Origin of the sequence: Enterococcus silesiacus (genome assembly GCF_001886225.1) — a bacterium.
Classification (GTDB): Bacteria; Bacillota; Bacilli; order Lactobacillales; family Enterococcaceae; genus Enterococcus_L; species Enterococcus_L silesiacus.
In genome coordinates, this window is sequence record NZ_JXLC01000022.1 from 1 (window position 1) to 20,318 (window position 20,318).

20 protein-coding genes are annotated in these 20,318 nt (G+C 34.7%); 4 read left to right on the forward strand and 16 right to left on the reverse strand.

The window, feature by feature from the left end; translation table 11 throughout:
- Positions 1-246 precede the first annotated feature (246 nt).
- Positions 247-996: a WxL domain-containing protein gene (locus RV15_RS13600; RefSeq protein ID WP_071878568.1), complete on the reverse strand. Its 750-nt coding sequence runs from the start codon at positions 994-996 to the stop codon at positions 247-249.
- A gap of 47 nt (positions 997-1,043) precedes the next feature.
- Between RV15_RS13600 and RV15_RS13605 the strand changes: the two genes are divergently transcribed.
- Entirely contained in the window at positions 1,044-1,238 is a 195-nt protein-coding gene (locus tag RV15_RS13605; RefSeq protein ID WP_425429318.1) for a transposase, read from the forward strand.
- Positions 1,239-1,305: 67 nt separating this feature from the next.
- On the opposite strand, the gene RV15_RS13610 is transcribed toward RV15_RS13605, so the two are convergent.
- The 10 genes from RV15_RS13610 to truA form a co-directional block, all read right to left on the reverse strand.
- Complete coding sequence (locus RV15_RS13610) at positions 1,306-4,479, reverse strand: MucBP domain-containing protein (protein WP_071878569.1); 3,174 nt, start codon at positions 4,477-4,479, stop codon at positions 1,306-1,308.
- Between the two features lie 192 nt (positions 4,480-4,671).
- The gene (locus RV15_RS13615) at positions 4,672-5,697 is read right to left on the reverse strand and encodes a WxLIP family cell surface protein (RefSeq protein WP_245791381.1); all 1,026 of its coding nucleotides are present in this window, start codon (positions 5,695-5,697) and stop codon (positions 4,672-4,674) included.
- A 222-nt stretch (positions 5,698-5,919) separates the two neighbouring features.
- Positions 5,920-6,675, reverse strand: coding sequence for a WxL domain-containing protein (locus RV15_RS13620; protein WP_071878571.1), 756 nt, complete (start codon positions 6,673-6,675; stop codon positions 5,920-5,922).
- Between the two features lie 69 nt (positions 6,676-6,744).
- The gene (locus RV15_RS13625; protein WP_071878572.1) at positions 6,745-6,969 is read right to left on the reverse strand and encodes a hypothetical protein; all 225 of its coding nucleotides are present in this window, start codon (positions 6,967-6,969) and stop codon (positions 6,745-6,747) included.
- Positions 6,970-6,984: 15 nt separating this feature from the next.
- Positions 6,985-7,281 carry a hypothetical protein gene (locus tag RV15_RS13630; RefSeq protein ID WP_217265829.1) on the reverse strand — a complete coding sequence of 99 codons (297 nt, stop codon included), beginning with the start codon at positions 7,279-7,281 and terminating at the stop codon, positions 6,985-6,987.
- Positions 7,282-7,318: 37 nt separating this feature from the next.
- A complete protein-coding gene (locus tag RV15_RS13635) occupies positions 7,319-8,380 on the reverse strand; it encodes a WxLIP family cell surface protein (protein WP_071878574.1) in 1,062 nt (353 codons plus the stop codon).
- Between the two features lie 39 nt (positions 8,381-8,419).
- Positions 8,420-9,052, reverse strand: coding sequence for a hypothetical protein (locus tag RV15_RS13640; RefSeq protein WP_071878575.1), 633 nt, complete (start codon positions 9,050-9,052; stop codon positions 8,420-8,422).
- A gap of 66 nt (positions 9,053-9,118) precedes the next feature.
- Positions 9,119-9,862 (reverse strand): winged helix-turn-helix domain-containing protein, encoded by a 744-nt coding sequence (locus RV15_RS13645; RefSeq protein ID WP_071878576.1) that lies wholly within the window; start codon positions 9,860-9,862, stop codon positions 9,119-9,121.
- A 383-nt stretch (positions 9,863-10,245) separates the two neighbouring features.
- Complete coding sequence (locus tag RV15_RS13650) at positions 10,246-11,340, reverse strand: tyrosine-type recombinase/integrase (RefSeq protein WP_071878577.1); 1,095 nt, start codon at positions 11,338-11,340, stop codon at positions 10,246-10,248.
- A 1,137-nt stretch (positions 11,341-12,477) separates the two neighbouring features.
- Positions 12,478-13,215: a tRNA pseudouridine(38-40) synthase TruA gene (truA, locus tag RV15_RS13655; protein ID WP_071878578.1), complete on the reverse strand. Its 738-nt coding sequence runs from the start codon at positions 13,213-13,215 to the stop codon at positions 12,478-12,480.
- Positions 13,216-13,469: 254 nt separating this feature from the next.
- Between truA and RV15_RS13660 the strand changes: the two genes are divergently transcribed.
- The 3 genes from RV15_RS13660 to RV15_RS13670 all read left to right on the forward strand — a co-directional run bounded on the left by RV15_RS13660 (position 13,470) and on the right by RV15_RS13670 (position 15,598).
- A complete protein-coding gene (locus RV15_RS13660; protein ID WP_071878579.1) occupies positions 13,470-13,796 on the forward strand; it encodes an ArsR/SmtB family transcription factor in 327 nt (108 codons plus the stop codon).
- Positions 13,797-14,747, forward strand: a complete 951-nt coding sequence (locus tag RV15_RS13665) for an ABC transporter ATP-binding protein (RefSeq protein ID WP_071878580.1) — start codon at positions 13,797-13,799, stop codon at positions 14,745-14,747.
- An 80-nt stretch (positions 14,748-14,827) separates the two neighbouring features.
- Entirely contained in the window at positions 14,828-15,598 is a 771-nt protein-coding gene (locus RV15_RS13670) for an ABC transporter permease (RefSeq protein ID WP_071878581.1), read from the forward strand.
- An 89-nt stretch (positions 15,599-15,687) separates the two neighbouring features.
- Here the strand turns inward: RV15_RS13670 and RV15_RS13675 are convergent, their stop codons facing one another.
- The 5 genes from RV15_RS13675 to rpe all read right to left on the reverse strand — a co-directional run bounded on the left by RV15_RS13675 (position 15,688) and on the right by rpe (position 20,162).
- On the reverse strand, positions 15,688-16,425 hold the full coding sequence (locus tag RV15_RS13675) for a DeoR/GlpR family DNA-binding transcription regulator (protein ID WP_071878582.1): 738 nt from the start codon (positions 16,423-16,425) through the stop codon (positions 15,688-15,690).
- A 122-nt stretch (positions 16,426-16,547) separates the two neighbouring features.
- Complete coding sequence (locus RV15_RS13680; protein WP_071878583.1) at positions 16,548-17,921, reverse strand: PTS transporter subunit EIIC; 1,374 nt, start codon at positions 17,919-17,921, stop codon at positions 16,548-16,550.
- Between the two features lie 52 nt (positions 17,922-17,973).
- Positions 17,974-18,900: a sugar phosphate isomerase/epimerase family protein gene (locus RV15_RS13685; protein WP_071878584.1), complete on the reverse strand. Its 927-nt coding sequence runs from the start codon at positions 18,898-18,900 to the stop codon at positions 17,974-17,976.
- 129 nt (positions 18,901-19,029) lie between these two features.
- A complete protein-coding gene (rpiB, locus tag RV15_RS13690; RefSeq protein ID WP_071878585.1) occupies positions 19,030-19,467 on the reverse strand; it encodes a ribose 5-phosphate isomerase B in 438 nt (145 codons plus the stop codon).
- A 44-nt stretch (positions 19,468-19,511) separates the two neighbouring features.
- Positions 19,512-20,162 (reverse strand): ribulose-phosphate 3-epimerase, encoded by a 651-nt coding sequence (gene rpe, locus RV15_RS13695; RefSeq protein ID WP_083429190.1) that lies wholly within the window; start codon positions 20,160-20,162, stop codon positions 19,512-19,514.
- Positions 20,163-20,318 lie beyond the last annotated feature (156 nt).

Sequence of the window (20,318 nt, forward strand, 5' to 3'; positions counted from 1 at the left end):
ATAAAAAGTCTAACTTTTTGGGGTCGCTACACAAAACGAAAGACCTGTTTTGTTTAGGGTTTTAAATCCGTGTAAACGGGAAGAAGACAAGTAGCTACTACACTTCGACTACATCAACTTCCAATTACTAAATCAATCAGATTTGAACACAGCGAAATACGCTGGCATTCACGAAACAGTACCTACTCGATTTTTGGAGCGAACTACTTTTGTCTAGATCTATAAATTATTTTGTAGTTATAACGGTTATGGCGTTGCGCCAAGTTCAAATAATATTTCACCATCATACTTACCCAGTGCATCACTTATCGTCCTCCGTGAACCTTCTAGCTTAAACCCATCACCTGTTGGATCCCAGTCCTCGCTAATATCATAATAACTAGTCATTTCTTTCCTGACAATCGGTAATGCTTGATCATTTAAAAATATCTCTTTCTTGCCATTCTTATAACGAATAGCATCTTTTAAACTTGTTTTACCATCTTCATTTAACAATTCCTTTGACAGCTTAGCTGTTAAGGTCCAACCGGCTGAATCTTCTCGTGTATCAGAGACCACGAGTGGTTCCCCTTGAACCTTTGGGTTATCGATTCGTAGTCTGTCAGAAGTAGCATATTTTGTTCCAAAATCAAGTGCCTCAGGTAGTGACATAAACGTTAAACGTCCTATAAATTTATACTCGACGAATGGTTTCACTTTATTTACTTCTATTTCCTCTTCAGATATTGGACCATCGATCAATGTATATTGTTTATTTAATTGTTCAAGCACCTCTAGAATAAATGGTTCTTTTGTCAAATTTATTTTTGCGCCCAATGCCCTAACTAGAGGACTATCTTGGTGAATTTCCTGATCTTTTCCATTCAAAAACCTAACTTTAAACGAAACTACTTCCGTCAATTTATAACTGACTATATCAGAGACTTGATTATATTTATCTGAAGCTTTCACAAAAATTTCGTAACTATCCCCTTCGGGCAAAAATTCTTTTCTCAATGTGAAATTAAATTTCCCGGTTATTGTATCAATTGTGACGTCTTCTAGTGCAACATCTTGAAATACGGCACTGGTTTCCTTATTCTAATGGGCCATTGGAATGTTTAAATAACCCTATTAAAGTGTTGAAGGGAAATGCTTATGGGGTTCGTAACTTTTACAATTTCAAGTTGAGAATTTTGTTATGCTTTGGTACCATACTTTTTCAAGTAAACAAAAAACCTAGAGGAAATTTCCTCTAGGAGTCATATTAATCGATTTAATTTTTTGAATTTTCTTCACCAACATTAGTTGACAAAGAGCCGATTTTTACGGTGTTGCACTTACTTGCCATAAAATCGTGGCTTTATAGTCCCCTTTTTGAATGACTTCATTAGAGTAGACATTCAACTGTAATCCTGTAGTATTCGCATCCCAGTTCTTGCTAATATTATATTCTCCTAATGGTGAAGCTGCTCCAGTTTCAATAGGCTGCGCTTCTCCTTCATATAACATTATTTTTGTGTCTTTACTTGTTTTATACCACAATGCTCTTGGAAGAACTTCACTCGGGCTTTCTTCACTAGTTAAAGGCTTTTCTAGTGTTACCGTCAGTGTCCAAGGTGTTTTCTTGTGGCGATTATCGCCAATTATCAGTGGAGCATCATACATAGGTTGTTCTTCTTTGATAAATGATTTTGATAGATATTTATCCCCGAACGTTAAGTTTAACGGGAATGACTCAATAAACAAACGCCCGCTAAATTTATAGATTATTGTTTGCACTTCATCTGTCACTTCAACAATCTCAGATGGTAGCGGTTCTAGCAATACATATTTTTTCTTTAACGTTTCAATCGTATCCTGAATTTCTTTTTCTTGCGCTAAATTAATTTCAGTACCTATTTCTTGCGTAAAAATTATATCTTTGGCTATTTTTGTAGATGGCGTTCCATCATCTCTAAAGGTAACAATTACTTGTGATTCTGATACTATTTGTGTTTTGGTAGGTGGATCTGTTGAAATATCCACTGTACCATCTACTAGATAGTCTGCTTTAAGGTTCACTATTTGGTTTATAAGATCGCCTACAGGTGTAGAAACAATTGTTGCATCAAATTCAATGGTTGACTCATGATTATAAGCGATACCCTCTGCTGGTGGTATTGCAGTTATATTGCGACTTATTTGATCATAAGTAACAGAAGCATTGGGAATCTCTACATTATCTTTCGTTTTCCATGTAAAGTTTGTCGGATTTTCTAGATTCATATCTAGTAACTCCGTAATATTTAGTGAACGATAGTTTCTAGTTGAATGATACCTAAATACGTACTCAGCTGGTGAGGTTTCATTGAATATCACCGGATAGCTTTCTATTCCATCACTTAGCGCATAGCCAGGTATTACTTTCGCTTTCACTGAGTAATTTGGAAGATACTTATCTCTACCCAAATAGATTTCATCAACTGAGATCGATTGATCATTCTCATCAACATAGCGAACTTTCTTTTGAACCAGACTGTCCGTCGTCGCTTTAAACTCATTTAATTTAATCACAATATCTTCACCAGTAACTGTTCCTGTAGCATTCGAAGAGACGGTTACACCAGAATTATCAAAACCTTCAATAGCTGGTATCTCGCTGAAATCATAACTTGTTCCTTTTTTCCATTCGTGGATACTATCTGTACTGATTTTTTGACCCTGATCGTTATAATATTCAATGGATATTATACTTGATCCCAAATCTTTAGCGGCTTCTTGAGCAGATCCAACATTAATTTTATAATGTAACGTTTCACCAGGTTGAGCTTTGGCTTTGTCTACTGATTGTTCCAGTGTTACCTCAGGCGCTATTTTCTCATATACATACTCTACATTCTGTTCTGTATTTGAAAAAGTTACTTCCCGATCAACTAATTGAGGCATTTTTAAATTATATCCTTCGATAATTGCCGCACTAAAGTTGATTTTCTCTCCCAAAAATCCTAATTTAGTTTGCGAAGCTTGCAAGCTTTTTCCAGCTTCATTTTTGTAGTGTATAGTGGCTTTTTTCAAATTTATATGCCCAAAAGCAATATTTGATGGTACTTCTTTCATTACACCGGAATCAACTCCGCCAGCATTGCTATATTTTAGTTTCATCTGGAAAGGAATCGTTAATTGTCCGGTTGCGTTGTTCTGATATTTCTTGTATGCATTACTCGTTTTATTAAGTGTCGTTTTAACATCCACCCGTAATTGTTCCGTTTTATCAACTAATGTATCTGTATACTCTGGCTTAGCTACGACTGTAAATCTTTGTGGATTCTTAGAATCTTTTACTATGATAAAATTTGTAGAAATATTCTGATCATCTCGATTATAAATCTGAATATCTGAATTGCTAAAGGTCAGACTATCATCAATGGTCCCTTCAAATGTAAGAGCTAATAAGTTTCCTAGTGATGACCGATACGGTATTGGTTGAATCAGTGATGTTGTAATTATTTCATCTTCTAAGTTTCCATCCACATCTGAAACAAGACTGGGTGTTTCTAACTCAAACATTGCTTCCGGCACTTCTACTTGCGATATATTAATCCCTGTACCACCCGTATAATATTGGATATCAAGAGAATCAACATTGCTATATCCTATGGTGAAATAACGTGTGAAATCATCGTCAAACACATTTGAATTTTCTGGTGAAATCATCGTTACCTGTTCAGAAGTGAAATTGGCTGTGTCTGTTAAAATTCCATTATCACTTCTTGCTGAAATATAGTCAAACTGTCCACTACCAGTAGGTTTCACTTTCATCCATTCGGTATAATCAATGTCATTAAAGGTCACATGTCCGGAATCCATTTTAACTGGCTCTCCAGACTCGTGATCAATAAAACTCAACCTAAAAATAGGCTCAGTAGTCTTTGAACTTGCTACAGCAAATGCTAGATGGACTGTCCCCAAACCTGGTGCTAGAGTCCTTTGTGTTCCTACAGAAATTGTTTCAGTTGTAGATTTCACAGGACCTATATCCACATATTCTAATTTAAGATCAATCCAACGACCATTTTTGATTCCCATATGGGTACCAAGTAAATAGTAACCAACCTCTGTTTGCTTAAGAGAATCATATGGTGGCCAAGATCCAGGCTTTATAAGTTCTTTGGCTCTTCCAGGTTTTTTTCTATATAATTCTGTTAAAGTAGTGATTTTCGGCTGAAACGAGTACTTATTAGGCAAACTTGTTGCTACACCAGGATCCAGAGATTTATACAAATCTGGTCGTGTTGGTCCAAAAGTAGCGAGTGGTGAACTTGGTTTTGCCCCCCAAGCAAACCTCGACTCTGGTTTTAGAGGAGATTCTTTTTCTATTTTCTTCTCAGACTCATCTTTTACTACAGACGTTTCTTTCACTGGTTCTTCCTTCGCCTTAATACTATTATTGTTTGAAAAAACTCCCCAGCTTATCAATAGAAGGGAACTTGCTAAACCACTCCATAATAATTTTTTCATTTTTTCTCCTCCTTTCTTTATTTTTATATTTCAACTTTCAATTACTTTTTAAAGAAAAGTAATTGAAAGGAGAAAACAATTATTTATTTGAACTTTAACAATCATACTTTCTACAAATACTCCTGTAAGATTTGAAATATTAACAAAAACAAATAGAAGTTTTCTTCATTTTATAACCACTTCATGCTAACATTAGCTCCGTTTACTACTAATTTTTTTCCTTAAAATGATATATCCTCCTACCAACAAAGGTAAAAATATAATAATAAGCCACCAAAATGGGAATGTATGATTTTCACTATCTGCTACTTGACTATTAATCTGTTTGGCTTCTATTTTAGATAAATTGAAATTCTTTATCCACGTCCAGTTCCCACCGTTTTCTGTCTTGATTTGGATATTGGCAGTATAGTCATTGGACTTCACTCTATGATTATCTAAAGAGATAGGTAAGTCGATCATCGTGTTTGGTGCCATTCTCATGTGTTCTCTTTTTAGCTCAAATAACGTTATATTTTTTCCTTTTTCTGTTATTTGAACGTTAGCAGTCATATTTTCTACAAAAACGCCTTTGAGATTTGAAATATTAACGAAGACACTATAACCACCGTCTTTTAACTTGAGAGAAACAGTATTTAATTTTAACTCTGGTTTTATTTCTTTAACTTCCTGCTCACTGATTAATACACCAATTAAAAAAGCAAATTTATTTTGGATCATATTTTTATCATTTTGAGGTTTTGTTTCCTTCATCACAGGTTTCAACTGAATTCCACCAGCCAGGTATCCATCAAACCGAATTAATGGTAGTGAGACGGTAAACGTAACAGTCTCACTACTTTTTGCTGGAATAGTAACTTCCTTTGGACCTTTCATTATTTCTGACAAATCAATTTTTAATGAGTCATCTTTTGCTAACGTACTTGGTCCATACTCTATCACGCCATTTCCATTTGTTTTAGCGCTATTTAGATTAATCGTTACCAACATTGGTTGATCTGATGTATTATTTAACTGTAACTGAATCTTTTGTTCTTCCCCTGGCTTCATTAGTAAGTCATAATACCCCAAATTTTTATCGCTTTGATTTTCAGGATATAGAATTTCATAGGAAAAATCTTTTATTGAGCTAGTAAACTTTTCCTCAGAAAAAGTTTTGACTGGATGAAATAATAGAATAAATAAAAGAATAAATAATACATATATCCTCTTTTTCATCATACAAACAGTACCTCTTAATTCATTTATTTTATCGAAAAAAACGAACCCTTTTGATTACTTTCATGGAATTTCAATTGAATTAACTTAAATAACTATTAACTTTATCTTTGCTGATTACTTTCTACATTTAAAAATTTAATGAACAACTTATAACAATAACTCTCTACGCAATCTATATCTATACTTATTTTTTTATATTTGTGTTTTTTTTATTTTAAATTAAAATGTTGGTGCGTCATCTAAAGTCCAAGTAATTGTACCGGTAAATGCTTTACCACCTTGTTTTGCATCAGTTACATGTAATTTTACATTTTGAATTGTAGTAGCAACACCACTTCTAAAATCGTTAGCTGTTTTCTTTGTAAAGATATCTACTTTTGAAGTACCAGCTGCTTCTAAAGTTGCAGTAGGAGCTAATTCAATACCTGATTTGCTATCAAAATCTGTTAAGACACCAGCAGCCCAAGGCTCATTTGCGACAAAATCATTGTCTTTAGGATCGATTGCTGTTCCAATGTCATACATTTTTGGAGCATTTAAATCCATAGTTAATTTTGCAGCTTGTAATTCCGCAGCACCATCAACTGTTTTAAGTGCAGACATATCCGCTCTTAATGCCCATGCAGAGTTTTTGCCTTCAGTTTTTAATTCTCTATCATCATTGACAACTAAATATTGGCTTAGTTCTGTGTTATTGTTAGCTGCAGTTCCGCCATTGTCACCTTTGATGTTATTGAAAATCGCTGTACCTGCAACAGCAGTTTGTTCGCCAAATTGGAAACTACCTGGTTTCCAAACGACAGCTAAGTTATTTTTATAAGGTTTCATATCCTCTGCTGGAATTGTTGGAGCATCGTTCTTAAAACTAACCCCCACATCAGTTGTTGTTGTTTTTTTCTCTGCTGCATCAGCTGGAGCTGCAAATAACATTAATGCTGCTGATGAAAGTAGTGTGACCATAATTGCTTTTTTCATTTTTATACCATCCTTAGAGAGCATAGATATAGATTGGTGACAGTTATTGTTATAAGTTGTTCATTGTTTTTATTGCAAAATTTCTATTTGCTCTTTCAATAATGTAAATAGATATACGATCAAGCCTAAGCAGGTTAATGTCGTAAAAAGTAACCCAAAATTCAATACGAATAGTGACTTCTTTTTCCTTAATTTTTTAATTAAGAACGCATCTCTTGATAAAGTGAGCAAAAAGACAAGCAAAGATAGAATAGCAACGCCTCCTAAAATGAATATCCATAAATAATCGATCATGTGCGTCATTCCTTTCTAAACGGTTTTTAACATAATATTTTTCAAGCTTAAGACCCCAACAAACACAATTAAAATTGAACAACCAAGCAATGTCCAAATAAGAGAAGTAATCAAATCCCCCATCGAAGGCAGTTTTCCATTAGTACCTGAACTAGGTTTCGGTATGTAAGGCATATTTGTGTCCGGCAATTTTGAATCAATTGGCGGCTTAGGTAGGCTTGGTGTTCCTTCTTTAAATACAATTCCTACCTCTGTTGTGTCGGATTTGACCGTTGCCTCAACAACTTTACCAGCAAGCAACCCATTTATCATAATTAGAAAAAATAGTACTATGACACATTTTTTCATTTTATTTCCCTTCTTTCTTCTTTTTCCTTTTCTTTCTTTTTCGTCTTCGCTCCCACTCTAACGCCATTTTTTTTCTTCTTATTAGAAGTAATCCCGTGATACCTAACATAAATATCAAGCATCCAATGGTAACAACTTTAATCCATGTTGGCGTTATTATTTTAAAACCACTCTGCTCATTCATGCTTTTGGCTTGCTCACCTGTAATGATGAATTCTTTTTCGAATTTCCAATCATTATAAGAATTCTTAGCAGCTAACGTTAATACATAGGTTCCAGCTCTAATATCAGCTGTTCCCCAGTCCATTTCAAAATCGAAGCTACTATTTGGTGCTAATGCATAATTTTCTACTTGTTCTTTCTTCATTACTGTTTCATTTTCCTTATTTTTCAATTCCGCAGTGATGGCTAGCTTAGAAAGAACTTTTGGTTCTGGATTTTGTAGTGTTGCTAAAATCATCTTCTTCCCACGCAAAAGTGTGGACTTCGCATCAAGTAAATTCAACGTTTGAGAAGTATCATAGTCCTCTCCCGTTTCAGAAGTCACAATACCAATCCTATAAGCAAATTTAGTTCCAACTCCTCCCTCTTCTTCTCCGTTATCCAATTCAAAAACCAATGTTCCCATTTTTACGCCAGCATAATTTTCACTTGGTGGCGTTAATTTAAATTTCGCTTCTGTTGCCCCAAAATTTTCAACAGTGACTGAGGGGGTTTCTACTGTAACAATACTGCTCATCGGATCTTTTAACGTTGAATCCAATAATTTTTTGTCTGTCGTATATTCAACTGTTCCTTTGTTACCAGTAAAAGCATCTTCAACATAAACCTTAATTTTAACTGGTTCCTCCATTGTGCTTTTTACCGTAACAGCTAATTCTTGTTCTTCTCCTGGGGTTGTTTGAATATAGAAATAACTTTTTTCTGGATCAATTTGTTTACCATTCAGAATTGCTGAGACGCTATACCCTAAATTTTCTTCATCCGCCATTGAATGAATTGGAAATAGGAATAAGAACAAACTCATAAACAAAGCTAAATATATAAATTTATTTGTTTTCATCTAAATTTTGATTACTCCTTACTCTAAAAGTTTAAAATGCTATTTGTTTATTGCTTCGATATAAAAATCCACATAGTATTTATTATCTTTATCTAAATAAACTTCTTCACCTAGAATAATTTTCTCTTCTTGCCATTTACCAAGAAAGGCTTTTACTGCTGTTTGGGCTTCTTTTTCAGATGTAAAAGGTCCTTTTACATCAATAATTTCTCCTTCTACATAATCAAACTGCTCTTTATCAACGCTTAAATTTACGAGAGTAAAGATGATATATATTAAACTGCCAGCTAAGATTAATAAAACAAGAAAAATGAAGAAACAAACATTGACTAATAATGCTAAGCAGCACAATAAGTTAAAACAAAAAATCAAAAAAATAGACTTATTCTGTGTTAACGCTCTTTTTTTTGTTAAGTATAGAAAACAACTCAAAAATAGAGTAACTGTCATTAGAAGAAACGCCAAAATAAAATATATAAATGTTTCCTCCCAATTATTATTTAAAAAAGATAACATCTGAATAAATAGTGATAATCGTTTGTCTATATAAAAATAGGCTTCCTGATAAAAAGAGTAGAATTTGAATAAATAGATCATCCACACTCCAACAATAATTCCTTCTATAAGATAGACATAGCCTAGCTTTGCTTTTTTATTGGCTATTTTGTCCATTATTGACTCCAACCCCTTTACTTTTTTATCCCTTTTAAAGAAAGATCATCTAAATTTTATGATTCTTTAGGTGACTTCTTTTATATTTTCTACTTTGATCATATATCCTTTTGAACGCACTGTTTTTATGACGTCTGCCCCTACACCATGACGTTCTAGTTTTTTACGTATGTGAAAAATGATGTTGGCTACGCGATAGTTTTCTTCTTGATATGGAAGATCCCATAGTTTTTCATGTATTTCTTGATAATTAAATGCTTTTCCTGGGTGACTGTACAATAATTCAAGCAAGCGATACTCGAGCCTAGTCAATTCTACTTCTACTTCTTTTTCTCCTATAAACACGCTCAAACTGTGATTTGTAGGATTCATCTCAAATTTCTCCCCCACTGTATCGCTCTGATTGGAGAACCTTTTTCCTCCGATCACATTTCGTTGCATTCTCTTCTTTTCATCTTGACGCGCTAAAAAATTCTTTAAATACAACAGTAGCTCTTCTGGAAAGCTTTCTTGATCAAAGTTCCCATCAACCCCTAGTTGTAGATAAACTTGACGATTGATCAATGTAGATTTTCCTGACAAAATCCATATGTACGCATTCGTTTGTTGTTTGATTTGTAAAATAGTGGAGCAAACACTGCTGATTTCTCCTTCGTGTACTTCCTCGATCAATAGCCCGTCATATGTATGAAGTTCTTCCAAATTTGGCACTTTTTTGAGGTGATCAAGTTGACAATTCATTTTTTCAAATGCTTTATACACGTCAGGTTTAGGCGTCATCGTAGATGCCAATATACCTATGCGAAACATGCCAGATTCCTCCTCATTCTTTCATTCGATTTATTTTATGTCTTGAAACAGCTGTTATTATCGTTTCTTTTGTAAAAATTTTATTTTTCTATTACAATAAAAAATAATCTTTACGAATCAGCCTTACCTGTTTCAGCTAAGAACAGGTAAGAAACGACTTTTTCTTGGCAGAGTACTATTCTCACGGCAAACGACGGCTATGCTGACGGTGAATACAACAAAGGCAAAAAAAAAAGCCGCTTTCAGCTTCCTTTTGAAAATAAAAAGTGAAAACTAGCAGATTAAATAACTTTAGTTATATTCAATTCACACTATAAAACCCAGAGTAAAACTAAACTCGGGGTTTCTATCAAAATGAACGATTTCAAATTTAAATCTCTCGCTTAAAAAGCTGAGACTTGATCAATTGCTTCTCTTTCTTGTGACAGGAGCGAATGTGTATAAACGTCTAACGTCATTTTTATAGAACGGTGTCCTAATAAAGCACTGATTGTAGCAATGTTCACCCCAGCTTCTAAACAACGCGTCGCGAATGTATGGCGTAACGTGTGAAAAGTGACATCTGACAATCCTGCTGCTTTACTCATTTGTTTAAATTGGTAACGGACTACTCTGGGCTCAACACTTTTTTCTGTGTTACTTAAAATATAGGCATCTTCTGAAGCGTTTTTTTGTTGCCAAAGCAGATGATACAACCGTTTAGATAAGGGGATCACTCGGGTAGAAGATACGGTTTTAGGTAAGCCTTCTACTATTTGGCTTTTTCCATTATTATCTGTTAGCCGCTGTAAAGTCCGCTGTACATGGACTTCTCGTCTTTCCCAATCAATATCAGACCATTTGAGCCCGCTAATTTCGCCTATTCTCATTCCTGTTTCTAACGCGATTAATACAGCCAGCCCGTTAGCAGTTCCATTTGCTACTTGTTTTAGACGTTTTTGTTCGCCAGTAGACAAAGCTTTTGAAGAACGCTTTCCCATTTTAGGTAAGCGAAGAGTATCAGCTGGATTTTTAGCAATCAACTCTTTTTCTTGTGCCACACATAAACAAGTATGAAAGACACGAAACACGGCGTGAACAGACGAATCAGAAAGTTTTTCTTCTAATTGATCGCATAAAGATTGAACCTCTTCTTTTTTTAGCTCCGTTAGTTTTATTTCACCAAGTATAGGTAATACATGAACGGATAATTTACTTTTGTAACTTACATACGTGCTTAGTTTAACTGTTGGTAGTACAAAATTTTCCAACCAATAAACGACCCACTCTTGAACAGTTCCACTATAAGAATAGATCGTCTGTTCTTGATAATAGGGAAGCTGAGATTTGATCAGCGTCAATTTTTGTTTGACATCATAATACCTTTTACCATAAACATATCCATAATGAATGGACCCATTTAATTTTCTCCCTTTAATGTAGCGACCTTCCCAACGGCCATCTTTGCGTTTATAGATATTTTCTCCTCTTCGTGACATTCATTTTCCCTACTTTCAATTGACGGCGAATTTGACGGCGAATAGAATTGTCCTCTTTTATCACTATCTATTCTTCTAAAAACCAGTTTTTCTTTCAGTTTTAGCCATTTTTTTATTTTAAATATAATAATAGAAATAAGTTATCTATTAAGTAAAAACTGGTTAAAAAGCACAAAAAAACGTGTTGACATCTTGATAAACAACAGTTATCATAATTACATAAAGTTATTTAAGTTTAATAAATCCAATGTATCCTACCTGTTCTTAGCTGAAACAGGTAATTTTTTTATTCCTCACACTTCTAAAAAATAGTTCATTTCTTCACAATCCAAACGTCAGAAAACACCTTGCCCAATGATTCACATACTATTTTTCAACCTATTTTGATTCAAGCAAACTTGGCTAATAGCTTTAACTAAAATTAGTTAGATACAACGTTCCATACTAAGGTCCATATTCCTCAAACTTCACTATCTTTTTTCAAAACTAGCTCTAACATAGTACTTTATGCTCACCGGAAGAAGGTGGACATCAAGTACTTTTTATTGTCTCTAAACAGATACATTATTCACCCACGCTCTCTTTTTATGTTTTTATTATGATGGTGTTTTATCCATTTTTGTTATTTCATTTATTTCCACGATAGATGAAACGACAATTCTCATCATAATATATTTTTTTTATATTATTTATTGAAATAAGCCCTTTTTTAGGACAAAAAAATAGAATCCCCCCCTAAAACCTACGTAAATAAAGCACTTTGGCCTTAATAAAGTACCTCGATAAATAATTAAAAAAAGAATAATTTGGAATAAAACAGATAAAAATAAGTTTTTTTTACGTTACATATAAAAAAATAAATGATAGATATTTTTAACGATCAACGATTAACCTGTTTTCTATGGTCAATACTCCTATCTACCTTGAACTACTCTTTTGTGCTGGAACAAAAAATGAACAGTAAATAGGCAACGCAAAAAGACCAATCAACTACTACAATGATTGGCCTTTTACTACTGCTTATTATATTTTGTTAAAAAAAACTACATTCTGCACAGCAAAAAGAGCTGAGATCTTATTTAAGTGTTTCTATTTAGCATTTAGCATCGCTTTATGACAATGTCAACCAAATATGACTCAATAATAAACTTCATCTAGAAACAGCCCCTGTGCTGGTACGGTGATTCCTGCCTCACTCCTGATTTTACTTTCAAATACTTCATCGATAGCTGCTAATTGCAGTGTCCCTGCGCCGATCTCTAAGAGTGTACCCATCAGGATTCTGACCATTTTATGCAAGAAGCCATCACCGACAAAGGTAAAGTGAATGAGGTTTCCGTCTTTTTGAATCGATAATTCATTGATTGTCCGAGTTGTTGATTTTTTCGTCTTTTTAAGAGAAGAAAAACCAATAAAATCATGGGTTCCAGTCAATTTACTACAGGCTTCATTCATTAACTCCAAATCAAGTTCTTCAGCATAGTGGAAACTATAATTACGCTCAAAAGCAGACGGAATCATATTGTTCCAGATATAATAGCTATATTTCTTCCCTTTTGCATTATAACGAGCATGAAATCTTTCAGGTACTTCTTCTAGTTTTTTTACAACGATATCTTGTGGAAGATAACGATTTAAAAATTCAATCATCTCTGATAATGCCATTTTACTATCTGTTTTGAAATTCGCAATTTGTCCCTTAGCATGGGTTCCAGCGTCCGTTCGACCAGAACCAACAATTTCAACTTTTGAACGTGTCATTTGTGTCAGTATATTTTCAATTTTTCCTTGAATCGTTTTATCCGAATCACCAAGCCTTTGCCAGCCAAGATACCTTGTCCCATCATACTCGATCGTTAATTTAATGTTTCTCATTTTTTAGTTTACTCCTCTTAAAGCCCAATTTTTTTCGTTAATCATACTAGCTATTCGCTTCTATTATAACAGTAATGCTTCACGTGATGAAGTGTGGTCTATTTAACTGTCCGTTATCATCACTTTATTTCAGCAGTAGCTTAGATTTTGTTCCATTTTTTTATGCTATTTTTCAGTAATAATGCTACTTGACATTACATTCATGTTCATCTATATTAAACATAGACAGTTATCTATATTCAGGAGGAATGAACATGGATTACGAAAAACTTTCTTTAGTACTTAAAGCAATGGCTGATCCCAAACGAATGAAAATAATCGATTTGCTTTCGTATAGTAGTATGTGCGCCTGTGATGTATTGAAACATTTTGATTTTACACAGCCTACACTTTCTCATCATATGAAGGTTTTAGAAAGTGCCGGTATTGTTTCTGTCAGCAAACAAAGCCAGTGGCATCACTATACATTAAGAGAAGAGTTTGTAAAAAAATTTATGAGCTCTATGATGCATTTACTTTCTGATAGCGAAGAAGATTGTCTTTGCCAATACACTAAAGAGACAAAAGGAGATAGTAATTAAATGACGTATGCACTCGAAATAAACGATTTAAAGAAAGTCTATGGAAGTGGAGTCGAAGCTCTTAAAGGCATCGATTTAGCTGTAGAAGAAGGCGATTTTTATGCACTTTTAGGCCCTAATGGCGCTGGTAAATCTACAACAATCGGCATCATTACGTCGCTTGTCAACAAAACCTCTGGAAAGGTAAAGGTTTTCGGTTATGACTTAGATAATGATTTAGTTCTTGCCAAACAACAGATCGGGCTCGTTCCACAAGAGTTTAATTTTAATCCTTTTGAAACGGTCGAGCAAATCGTTATTAACCAAGCTGGTTACTATGGTGTTTCAAAAAAAGAAGCACTCAAACGGAGCGAGAAGTATCTGAAGCAATCCGATTTATGGGAAAAACGAAATGTACGCGCTCGGATGCTTTCAGGCGGGATGAAACGTAGATTGATGATCGCGCGTGCGTTGATGCATGAGCCTCGTTTACTTATTTTAGATGAACCTACAGCTGGAGTCGATATTGAGCTAAGACGGGAAATGTGGGATTTTCTGAGAGAGTTGAATGCACATGGCACAACAATCATTCTAACAACCCACTACCTTGAAGAAGCCGAAATGCTTTGCCGCAATATCGGTATCATTCAGTCTGGTCAATTGATTGAAAATACTAGCATGAAAACTCTACTATCCAAATTACAGTTTGAAACCTTTATCTTTGATTTAGCTCCTTTTGATAAGGAACCCGAAATTGTAGGGTATAAAAGTATTTTTGAAGATGAGCAAACCCTTGCGGTGGAAATCGAACGGAATCAAGGATTGAACGGATTGTTTGAACAGCTTACAAGCCAAGGGATTCAGGTTCTTTCTATGCGTAATAAATCCAACCGATTAGAAGAACTATTTTTAAAAATCACAGAAGAAAAACATCCAGTGGATGCCAGTTCCGCTTCCCAAGCATTAAACTAGTGGAATGGTATGCGGCATGAGCCTCAGATTGATTTTTCTTTTGGAAAATCAATACTTTGATACGAATAAGGAGAATAAAAATGTTTAAGTTATATTTCACGGCTTTAAGAAGCCTTGCAGTAAAAGAAACTAATCGTTATCTACGCATTTGGGTACAAACTTTGGTCCCACCAGTGATCACCACATCACTTTATTTTGTTATTTTCGGAAATCTGATCGGTGGACGAATCGGACAGATGGAAGGTTTCTCCTATATGGAATTTATCGTGCCTGGCCTGATCATGATGTCTGTCATCACGAGCTCTTATGCGAATGTCTCGTCCTCATTTTTCTCACAAAAGTTTCAGAAAAATATTGAAGAGTTATTAGTTGCACCAGTACCAACACACATTATTATTTGGGGATTTGTTTTCGGTGGACTGGGCAGAAGTGTTCTAGTCGGCACACTTGTCACAATAATTTCTTTATTCTTTGTACCACTTCACGTTTATTCTTGGTCTATTGTGATTATTACCCTTCTGATGACCGCTATTTTATTTTCATTAGCAGGTTTGCTAAATGGGATCTTTGCCCAATCTTTTGATGATGTATCGATTGTGCCAACTTTCGTTTTACAGCCGTTAACGTATCTTGGCGGAGTATTTTATGCAATCTCAATGTTGCCACCGATCTGGCAAGCTGTTTCCAAAATTAACCCGATCGTGTATATGATTTCAGGATTTAGATATGGTTTTCTTGGCACGATCGATGTACCGATCATTTTTTCTATGATCATTTTGATTCTTTTTATCTCAGTACTTTATGCCGTTTGTTGGTATTTGATTGATAGAGGTCGTGGATTGAGAAGTTAATTATCGTTTATATGAGTAATTTTGAATAATATTGGAATATAATGAAGCACGTCTATAAAAAAATATAGACGTGCTTTTCTTATACTACTTTATTTAGAAATGATTGCCATTTCTTTGCTCAAATCTGAATCGAATGTATCGGTAATCAAAATAACTTCATTTAAATCAAAGGATTTCACTGCAGACGTCTTATGAAACTTAGAACTATCACATAATAAAAATGATTTTTTGGCATGATCGATCACGGTTTTCTTTTTGATTGCTTCCACTAAATTAGGCGTTGTTACCCCAAATTTCAAATCAATACCATTTGCACCTAGGAACGCTTTATCAAAGACATATTTTTTTATGTTTGCTTCAGCTAGTGGACCACTTAATGATGAAATTTTGGGATCATAAGTGCCACCTAAAATCGTGACTTCTGCCTCAAAATCTCCAGTCAATCTAAGTACATCCGTATTTGTAGTGATGATTCGAATCTTCTTTTTAAGCAGCTCTCTTAACAATACTGTACACGTAGAACCTGAATCTAAATAAATCGTCTCTCCAGCGACCACTTCACGAGTAGCCAATTCAGCTATATAGAGCTTTTCTTTGGTTTGTAAACTTGCCTTCGTTGAGATAGGTAGCTCTGACACACTTGAAGAAAGCTTGACGGCACCTCCTGATAAGGTCTGCACTTTATTTACTCCTTCAAGTTCTTTCAAATCACGTCTAAGAGTAGAAATCGAGACTTCTGGTATTAATTTTTGTAAATCCTCAATCTTGATTAATTCTCTACTTTCTAGAATTTCGATGATCTTTTCTTGGCGAACATATGGAATCATAAGAAACTCCTTTCATTTTTTCATTACTAATTACTTTCAAGAAGAATACCCATTCTTAAAATACCATAAATAGCGATAAATAGTAACGAAATAGACAAATTTGAAAGAAGTTATTTTAGATTTTAAGATAACATTTCTTCTCTTTCGGTAAACATATAACCTAAAATAGCTGAAGTGACTAGTGCAATAGCTAATCCAATCATTGCTTGAATAAAGTTTGAAGTATTATCTGTTACAAAAGCTGGAAACGTTGTCACACTACCAAAGACAAAAGCATTCGTTACAACTTTCGTCAGGCCTAAATACGCACCACCAACAGCACCGCCAATGATTTGTGCTAAAAATAATTTTTTATTTTTTACTAATAAGCCAAATAATGTAGGTTCGATAATGGCTGAAAGTGCGACCGTTACTAGACCTGTTAACGCAAAACTACGTAGTTTGTTGTTTCTTGCTTTAAAATAGACACCGATCGTCGTACCGATAACAGCAAAATTACAGGCAAAGGTAAACGGTACTATATAGTCAAAACCATATGTTGAAACATTATTGATCATGATCGGATTAACCGCCCAGTGAATCCCTAAGCTTACAAGAACACTCCAACCACCGCCAATCACTATACCTGTCAAAATACTACTACGCTCAATCAACCAATTCACCACTTGAGCCACTGCTTCACCGCTATAAACCCCAATTGGACCAATTACGATAATCGTTAAAGGAATCATCACAGCTAAAGAAATCAAAGGAACAACAACCAATTTTAGCGTCTCAGGAACTTTTTCATCTAAAAACTTATACAGATAAGAAAACGCCCAAATCGAAAGGATAATCGGAACAACTGTAGAATTGTAATTCATCAAAACCACAGGAATTTTCAAGAAGCTTGTTGTTGCACCGTTTCCAGTATCTCCCATCAATGCAATAAACTCTGGATTCAATAAAGCCGCACCGATCAATGCAGATAAATAAGGACTAGCCCCAAATCTTCTCGCCGAAGTAAACGCTAACAATACTGGTAAAAAATAAAAGACACTCATTGAAGCAACATTTAATATACTATAAGTCCCGCTATTTTCAGATAAAACTCCTGTTTGGACAGCTAAAATCAATAGTCCTCGTAAAATCCCTGATCCAGCTAATGCAGGTAATAATGGCGCAAAAATTGCTGAAATCGCTGAAAAGATATTACTGATAATATTACCAGAATGCTCTCCACTATTATTTACTTGAACATTTCCATCTTCCCCTGTAACCAACGCTTCAAATTCATCATATAATTTAGGAACTTCTGTGCCAATCAAAATTTGATATTGTCCTGCTTTATTGACAACATTGACAACACCATCGATTTCTTTGACTGCGTCATCATTTGCCTTAGAAGGATCTTTCAGTGTTAATCTCAATCGTGTAGCACAATGGGTCATATTCGCTAAATTCTCTGGACCGCCAACATTTTCTAAAATTTCTTTTGCTGCTAATTTGAAATCCATCCTTATTCACTCCCCTAGTTCTTTTTAGTATTGGAATAATGTATTAGAAATCTTAAGCTAAGATTTCTAATACTAAATCACTTACTTTCACTGCGCTGTTTTGTTTGATCACGTTAGCGATGTAGTCCATTCCTAATCGCTCAATAATCGCATCGATTTTTTTGATCATGTTGATGTTTCTTTCACACTCTGCTACAGGATCTTCAATAATTGGAAATGTATCGAAATAGAAAGCGTGATCATAATTGTGTAATTTTGTATAGTAGATAAATTCAATTGTCTTGATCAAACTACTTGTACCGATCATCAATCCATCATCGTTTAGACCATAACCATCATTTAAATGAACCCCAAATAGTTTTTGACGACTGCCTAAAATACTTGCACCATAAGCTGGATTTTCATGTTTCATTAGCATGTGACAATAATCTAAGGTGATCCCTAAATTCTCACGACCAACCTCATGAACCATTGATAAAGCGACCCCGAAACTATCTAAGAATGCATACGCTCTTGGTTGAAACGGTTTGTACTCAATGCTGATTTTAAGATCAGGCGCATAGTCTGTAATTTCGATCATACAGGCTTTGATTTGGTTCCAAACTTTTTCATAGTCGATCTGGAATGAATAATCAAACCCATCAAAACCTAACCAGATCGTCACGACTTCTCCACCTACTTCACGACAATAATCACAGGCTTCTTTGCACAGTTTGACTGCATTGCTAGAAATACTCTGATCCGCATTTCCTAACTCGCCATTGATAAACTCACTTCTAAACCTTAGTGCCACACCATTTGCTTTTAATTTATTTTCCTGTAACATTTTTTTCATTTTTTCAGCTGAAATATCTGCCACATGTTCTGGATAATTAAAATCAACATGAGTTAACCCTAGACGATTAAATTCTTGTAAGACTTCTTCCACATCATGATTGAATTTTGGTAAAAATGAATTGATTCTTGTCGCTAACTTCATTTTTTTATTCCTCCTGTCTTCTTCTACACCCCCATAATAGCATCTATAATTTCCAAAAACAACCATTTATTTTCATTTTATTTCATTTTTTACCACTAAAAATCAGATTAAAAAAGAATTAGCCTCTTTTTAACGCTCTATTTGCCTAATCATCTCGACTCGTTTAGCATGTCTGCCGCCTTCAAAATTAGCGTCTAGCCATTCTTTTACAATCATCTTTGCTAACTCACTGCCCACTACCCGAGAGCCGAATGCTAAAATATTCGTGTTATTATGCTCCTTAGAAAGCTTAGCCGAATAAGGTTCACTACACACAACTGCGCGGATGCCTTTGACTTTGTTGGCCGAAATTGAGATTCCTACCCCAGTGCCACAAATCAAAATCCCACCATCAAAATTTCCTGAAGCAACTTCTTCCGCTACTTTCTTACCATATTGAGGATAATCTGTTCGTTCTGATGAATTCGTTCCAAAGTCTTCGATCTCATGACCTAATTCTTTTACGTACTCAATAATAATAGGTTTCAACTCAAACCCAACATGATCGCTGCCAATTGCTAATTTCATTAAATGATTCCTCCTGTATATGTTAATTCTAGAAAATGGACTTACTAGAGCGCTCTTAATTTCTCAAGAGTTTCTTGATAGGTTCCAGTTTTTCCAAATAAAGCTGATGTACCTAACACAAAACCAGTCACACCTATTTTGCTTAGTTTTTCAATTTTTTCTGGCGAAATCGCACCATCTACCATCACGTCAAAATCATATTCTTTTGATAAAGCCACTAACTTTTCTATTTTAGAATTCGTATATGATAAATACTTTTGACCTGCAAATCCTGGGTTGACGGTCATCACCATCACATAGTCTACTAATGGCAGCAATTCTTGAATCATTTCAACCGATGTTCCTGGATTAAGTGCGATGCCTGCCTTCTTTCCTTTTTGCTGAATGATATCCAACGTTCGGGCCGCTTGTCTATCTGCTTCTGGATGGATATAAATAATATCTGCCCCAAGATCCGCAAATTTTTCAACATACTTACTTGGTTCTTGAATCATTAAATGAACATCTACTGGCTTCTCTGTAACAGAACGGACTAATTCAAAATCTTGCAGCCCCATTCCAAAGTTTGGTACAAAACTGCCATCCATAAAGTCCATATGAAAAATATCGATCCCAGCTTGATCCAGTTCTTGTGTTTCTTTTTCCAGATTAGAAAAATCAGCACACATCAATGATGGACATAATAATCTTGCCAATAGTCTTCCTCCTCTTTTGAGATAACGATTACCCAAAACCTAAAAAAATAACGGGTAATCGTTTACCTTTTCTTGTGGATAATATATCACCAAAATTTTGACCTGTCAACTAAAATTTATCGTGAAAATTTGTATTCAATCCTTTTTTATGAGAAA

Excerpts from the sequence above, each read along its gene's own strand:
- RV15_RS13610 (WP_071878569.1), bottom strand. The coding sequence starts at position 4,479 with ATGAAAAAATTATTATGGAGTGGTTTAGCAAGTTCCCTTCTATTGATA.
- RV15_RS13615 (WP_245791381.1), bottom strand. The coding sequence starts at position 5,697 with ATGAAAAAGAGGATATATGTATTATTTATTCTTTTATTTATTCTATTA.
- RV15_RS13620 (WP_071878571.1), bottom strand. The coding sequence starts at position 6,675 with ATGAAAAAAGCAATTATGGTCACACTACTTTCATCAGCAGCATTAATG.
- RV15_RS13625 (WP_071878572.1), bottom strand. The coding sequence starts at position 6,969 with ATGATCGATTATTTATGGATATTCATTTTAGGAGGCGTTGCTATTCTA.
- RV15_RS13630 (WP_217265829.1), bottom strand. The coding sequence starts at position 7,281 with ATGATAAATGGGTTGCTTGCTGGTAAAGTTGTTGAGGCAACGGTCAAA.
- RV15_RS13635 (WP_071878574.1), bottom strand. The coding sequence starts at position 8,380 with ATGAAAACAAATAAATTTATATATTTAGCTTTGTTTATGAGTTTGTTC.
- RV15_RS13640 (WP_071878575.1), bottom strand. The coding sequence starts at position 9,052 with ATGGACAAAATAGCCAATAAAAAAGCAAAGCTAGGCTATGTCTATCTT.
- RV15_RS13645 (WP_071878576.1), bottom strand. The coding sequence starts at position 9,862 with ATGTTTCGCATAGGTATATTGGCATCTACGATGACGCCTAAACCTGAC.
- RV15_RS13650 (WP_071878577.1), bottom strand. The coding sequence starts at position 11,340 with ATGTCACGAAGAGGAGAAAATATCTATAAACGCAAAGATGGCCGTTGG.
- truA (WP_071878578.1), bottom strand. The coding sequence starts at position 13,215 with ATGAGAAACATTAAATTAACGATCGAGTATGATGGGACAAGGTATCTT.
- RV15_RS13660 (WP_071878579.1), top strand. The coding sequence starts at position 13,470 with ATGGATTACGAAAAACTTTCTTTAGTACTTAAAGCAATGGCTGATCCC.
- RV15_RS13665 (WP_071878580.1), top strand. The coding sequence starts at position 13,797 with ATGACGTATGCACTCGAAATAAACGATTTAAAGAAAGTCTATGGAAGT.
- RV15_RS13670 (WP_071878581.1), top strand. The coding sequence starts at position 14,828 with ATGTTTAAGTTATATTTCACGGCTTTAAGAAGCCTTGCAGTAAAAGAA.
- RV15_RS13675 (WP_071878582.1), bottom strand. The coding sequence starts at position 16,425 with ATGATTCCATATGTTCGCCAAGAAAAGATCATCGAAATTCTAGAAAGT.
- RV15_RS13680 (WP_071878583.1), bottom strand. The coding sequence starts at position 17,921 with ATGGATTTCAAATTAGCAGCAAAAGAAATTTTAGAAAATGTTGGCGGT.
- RV15_RS13685 (WP_071878584.1), bottom strand. The coding sequence starts at position 18,900 with ATGAAGTTAGCGACAAGAATCAATTCATTTTTACCAAAATTCAATCAT.
- rpiB (WP_071878585.1), bottom strand. The coding sequence starts at position 19,467 with ATGAAATTAGCAATTGGCAGCGATCATGTTGGGTTTGAGTTGAAACCT.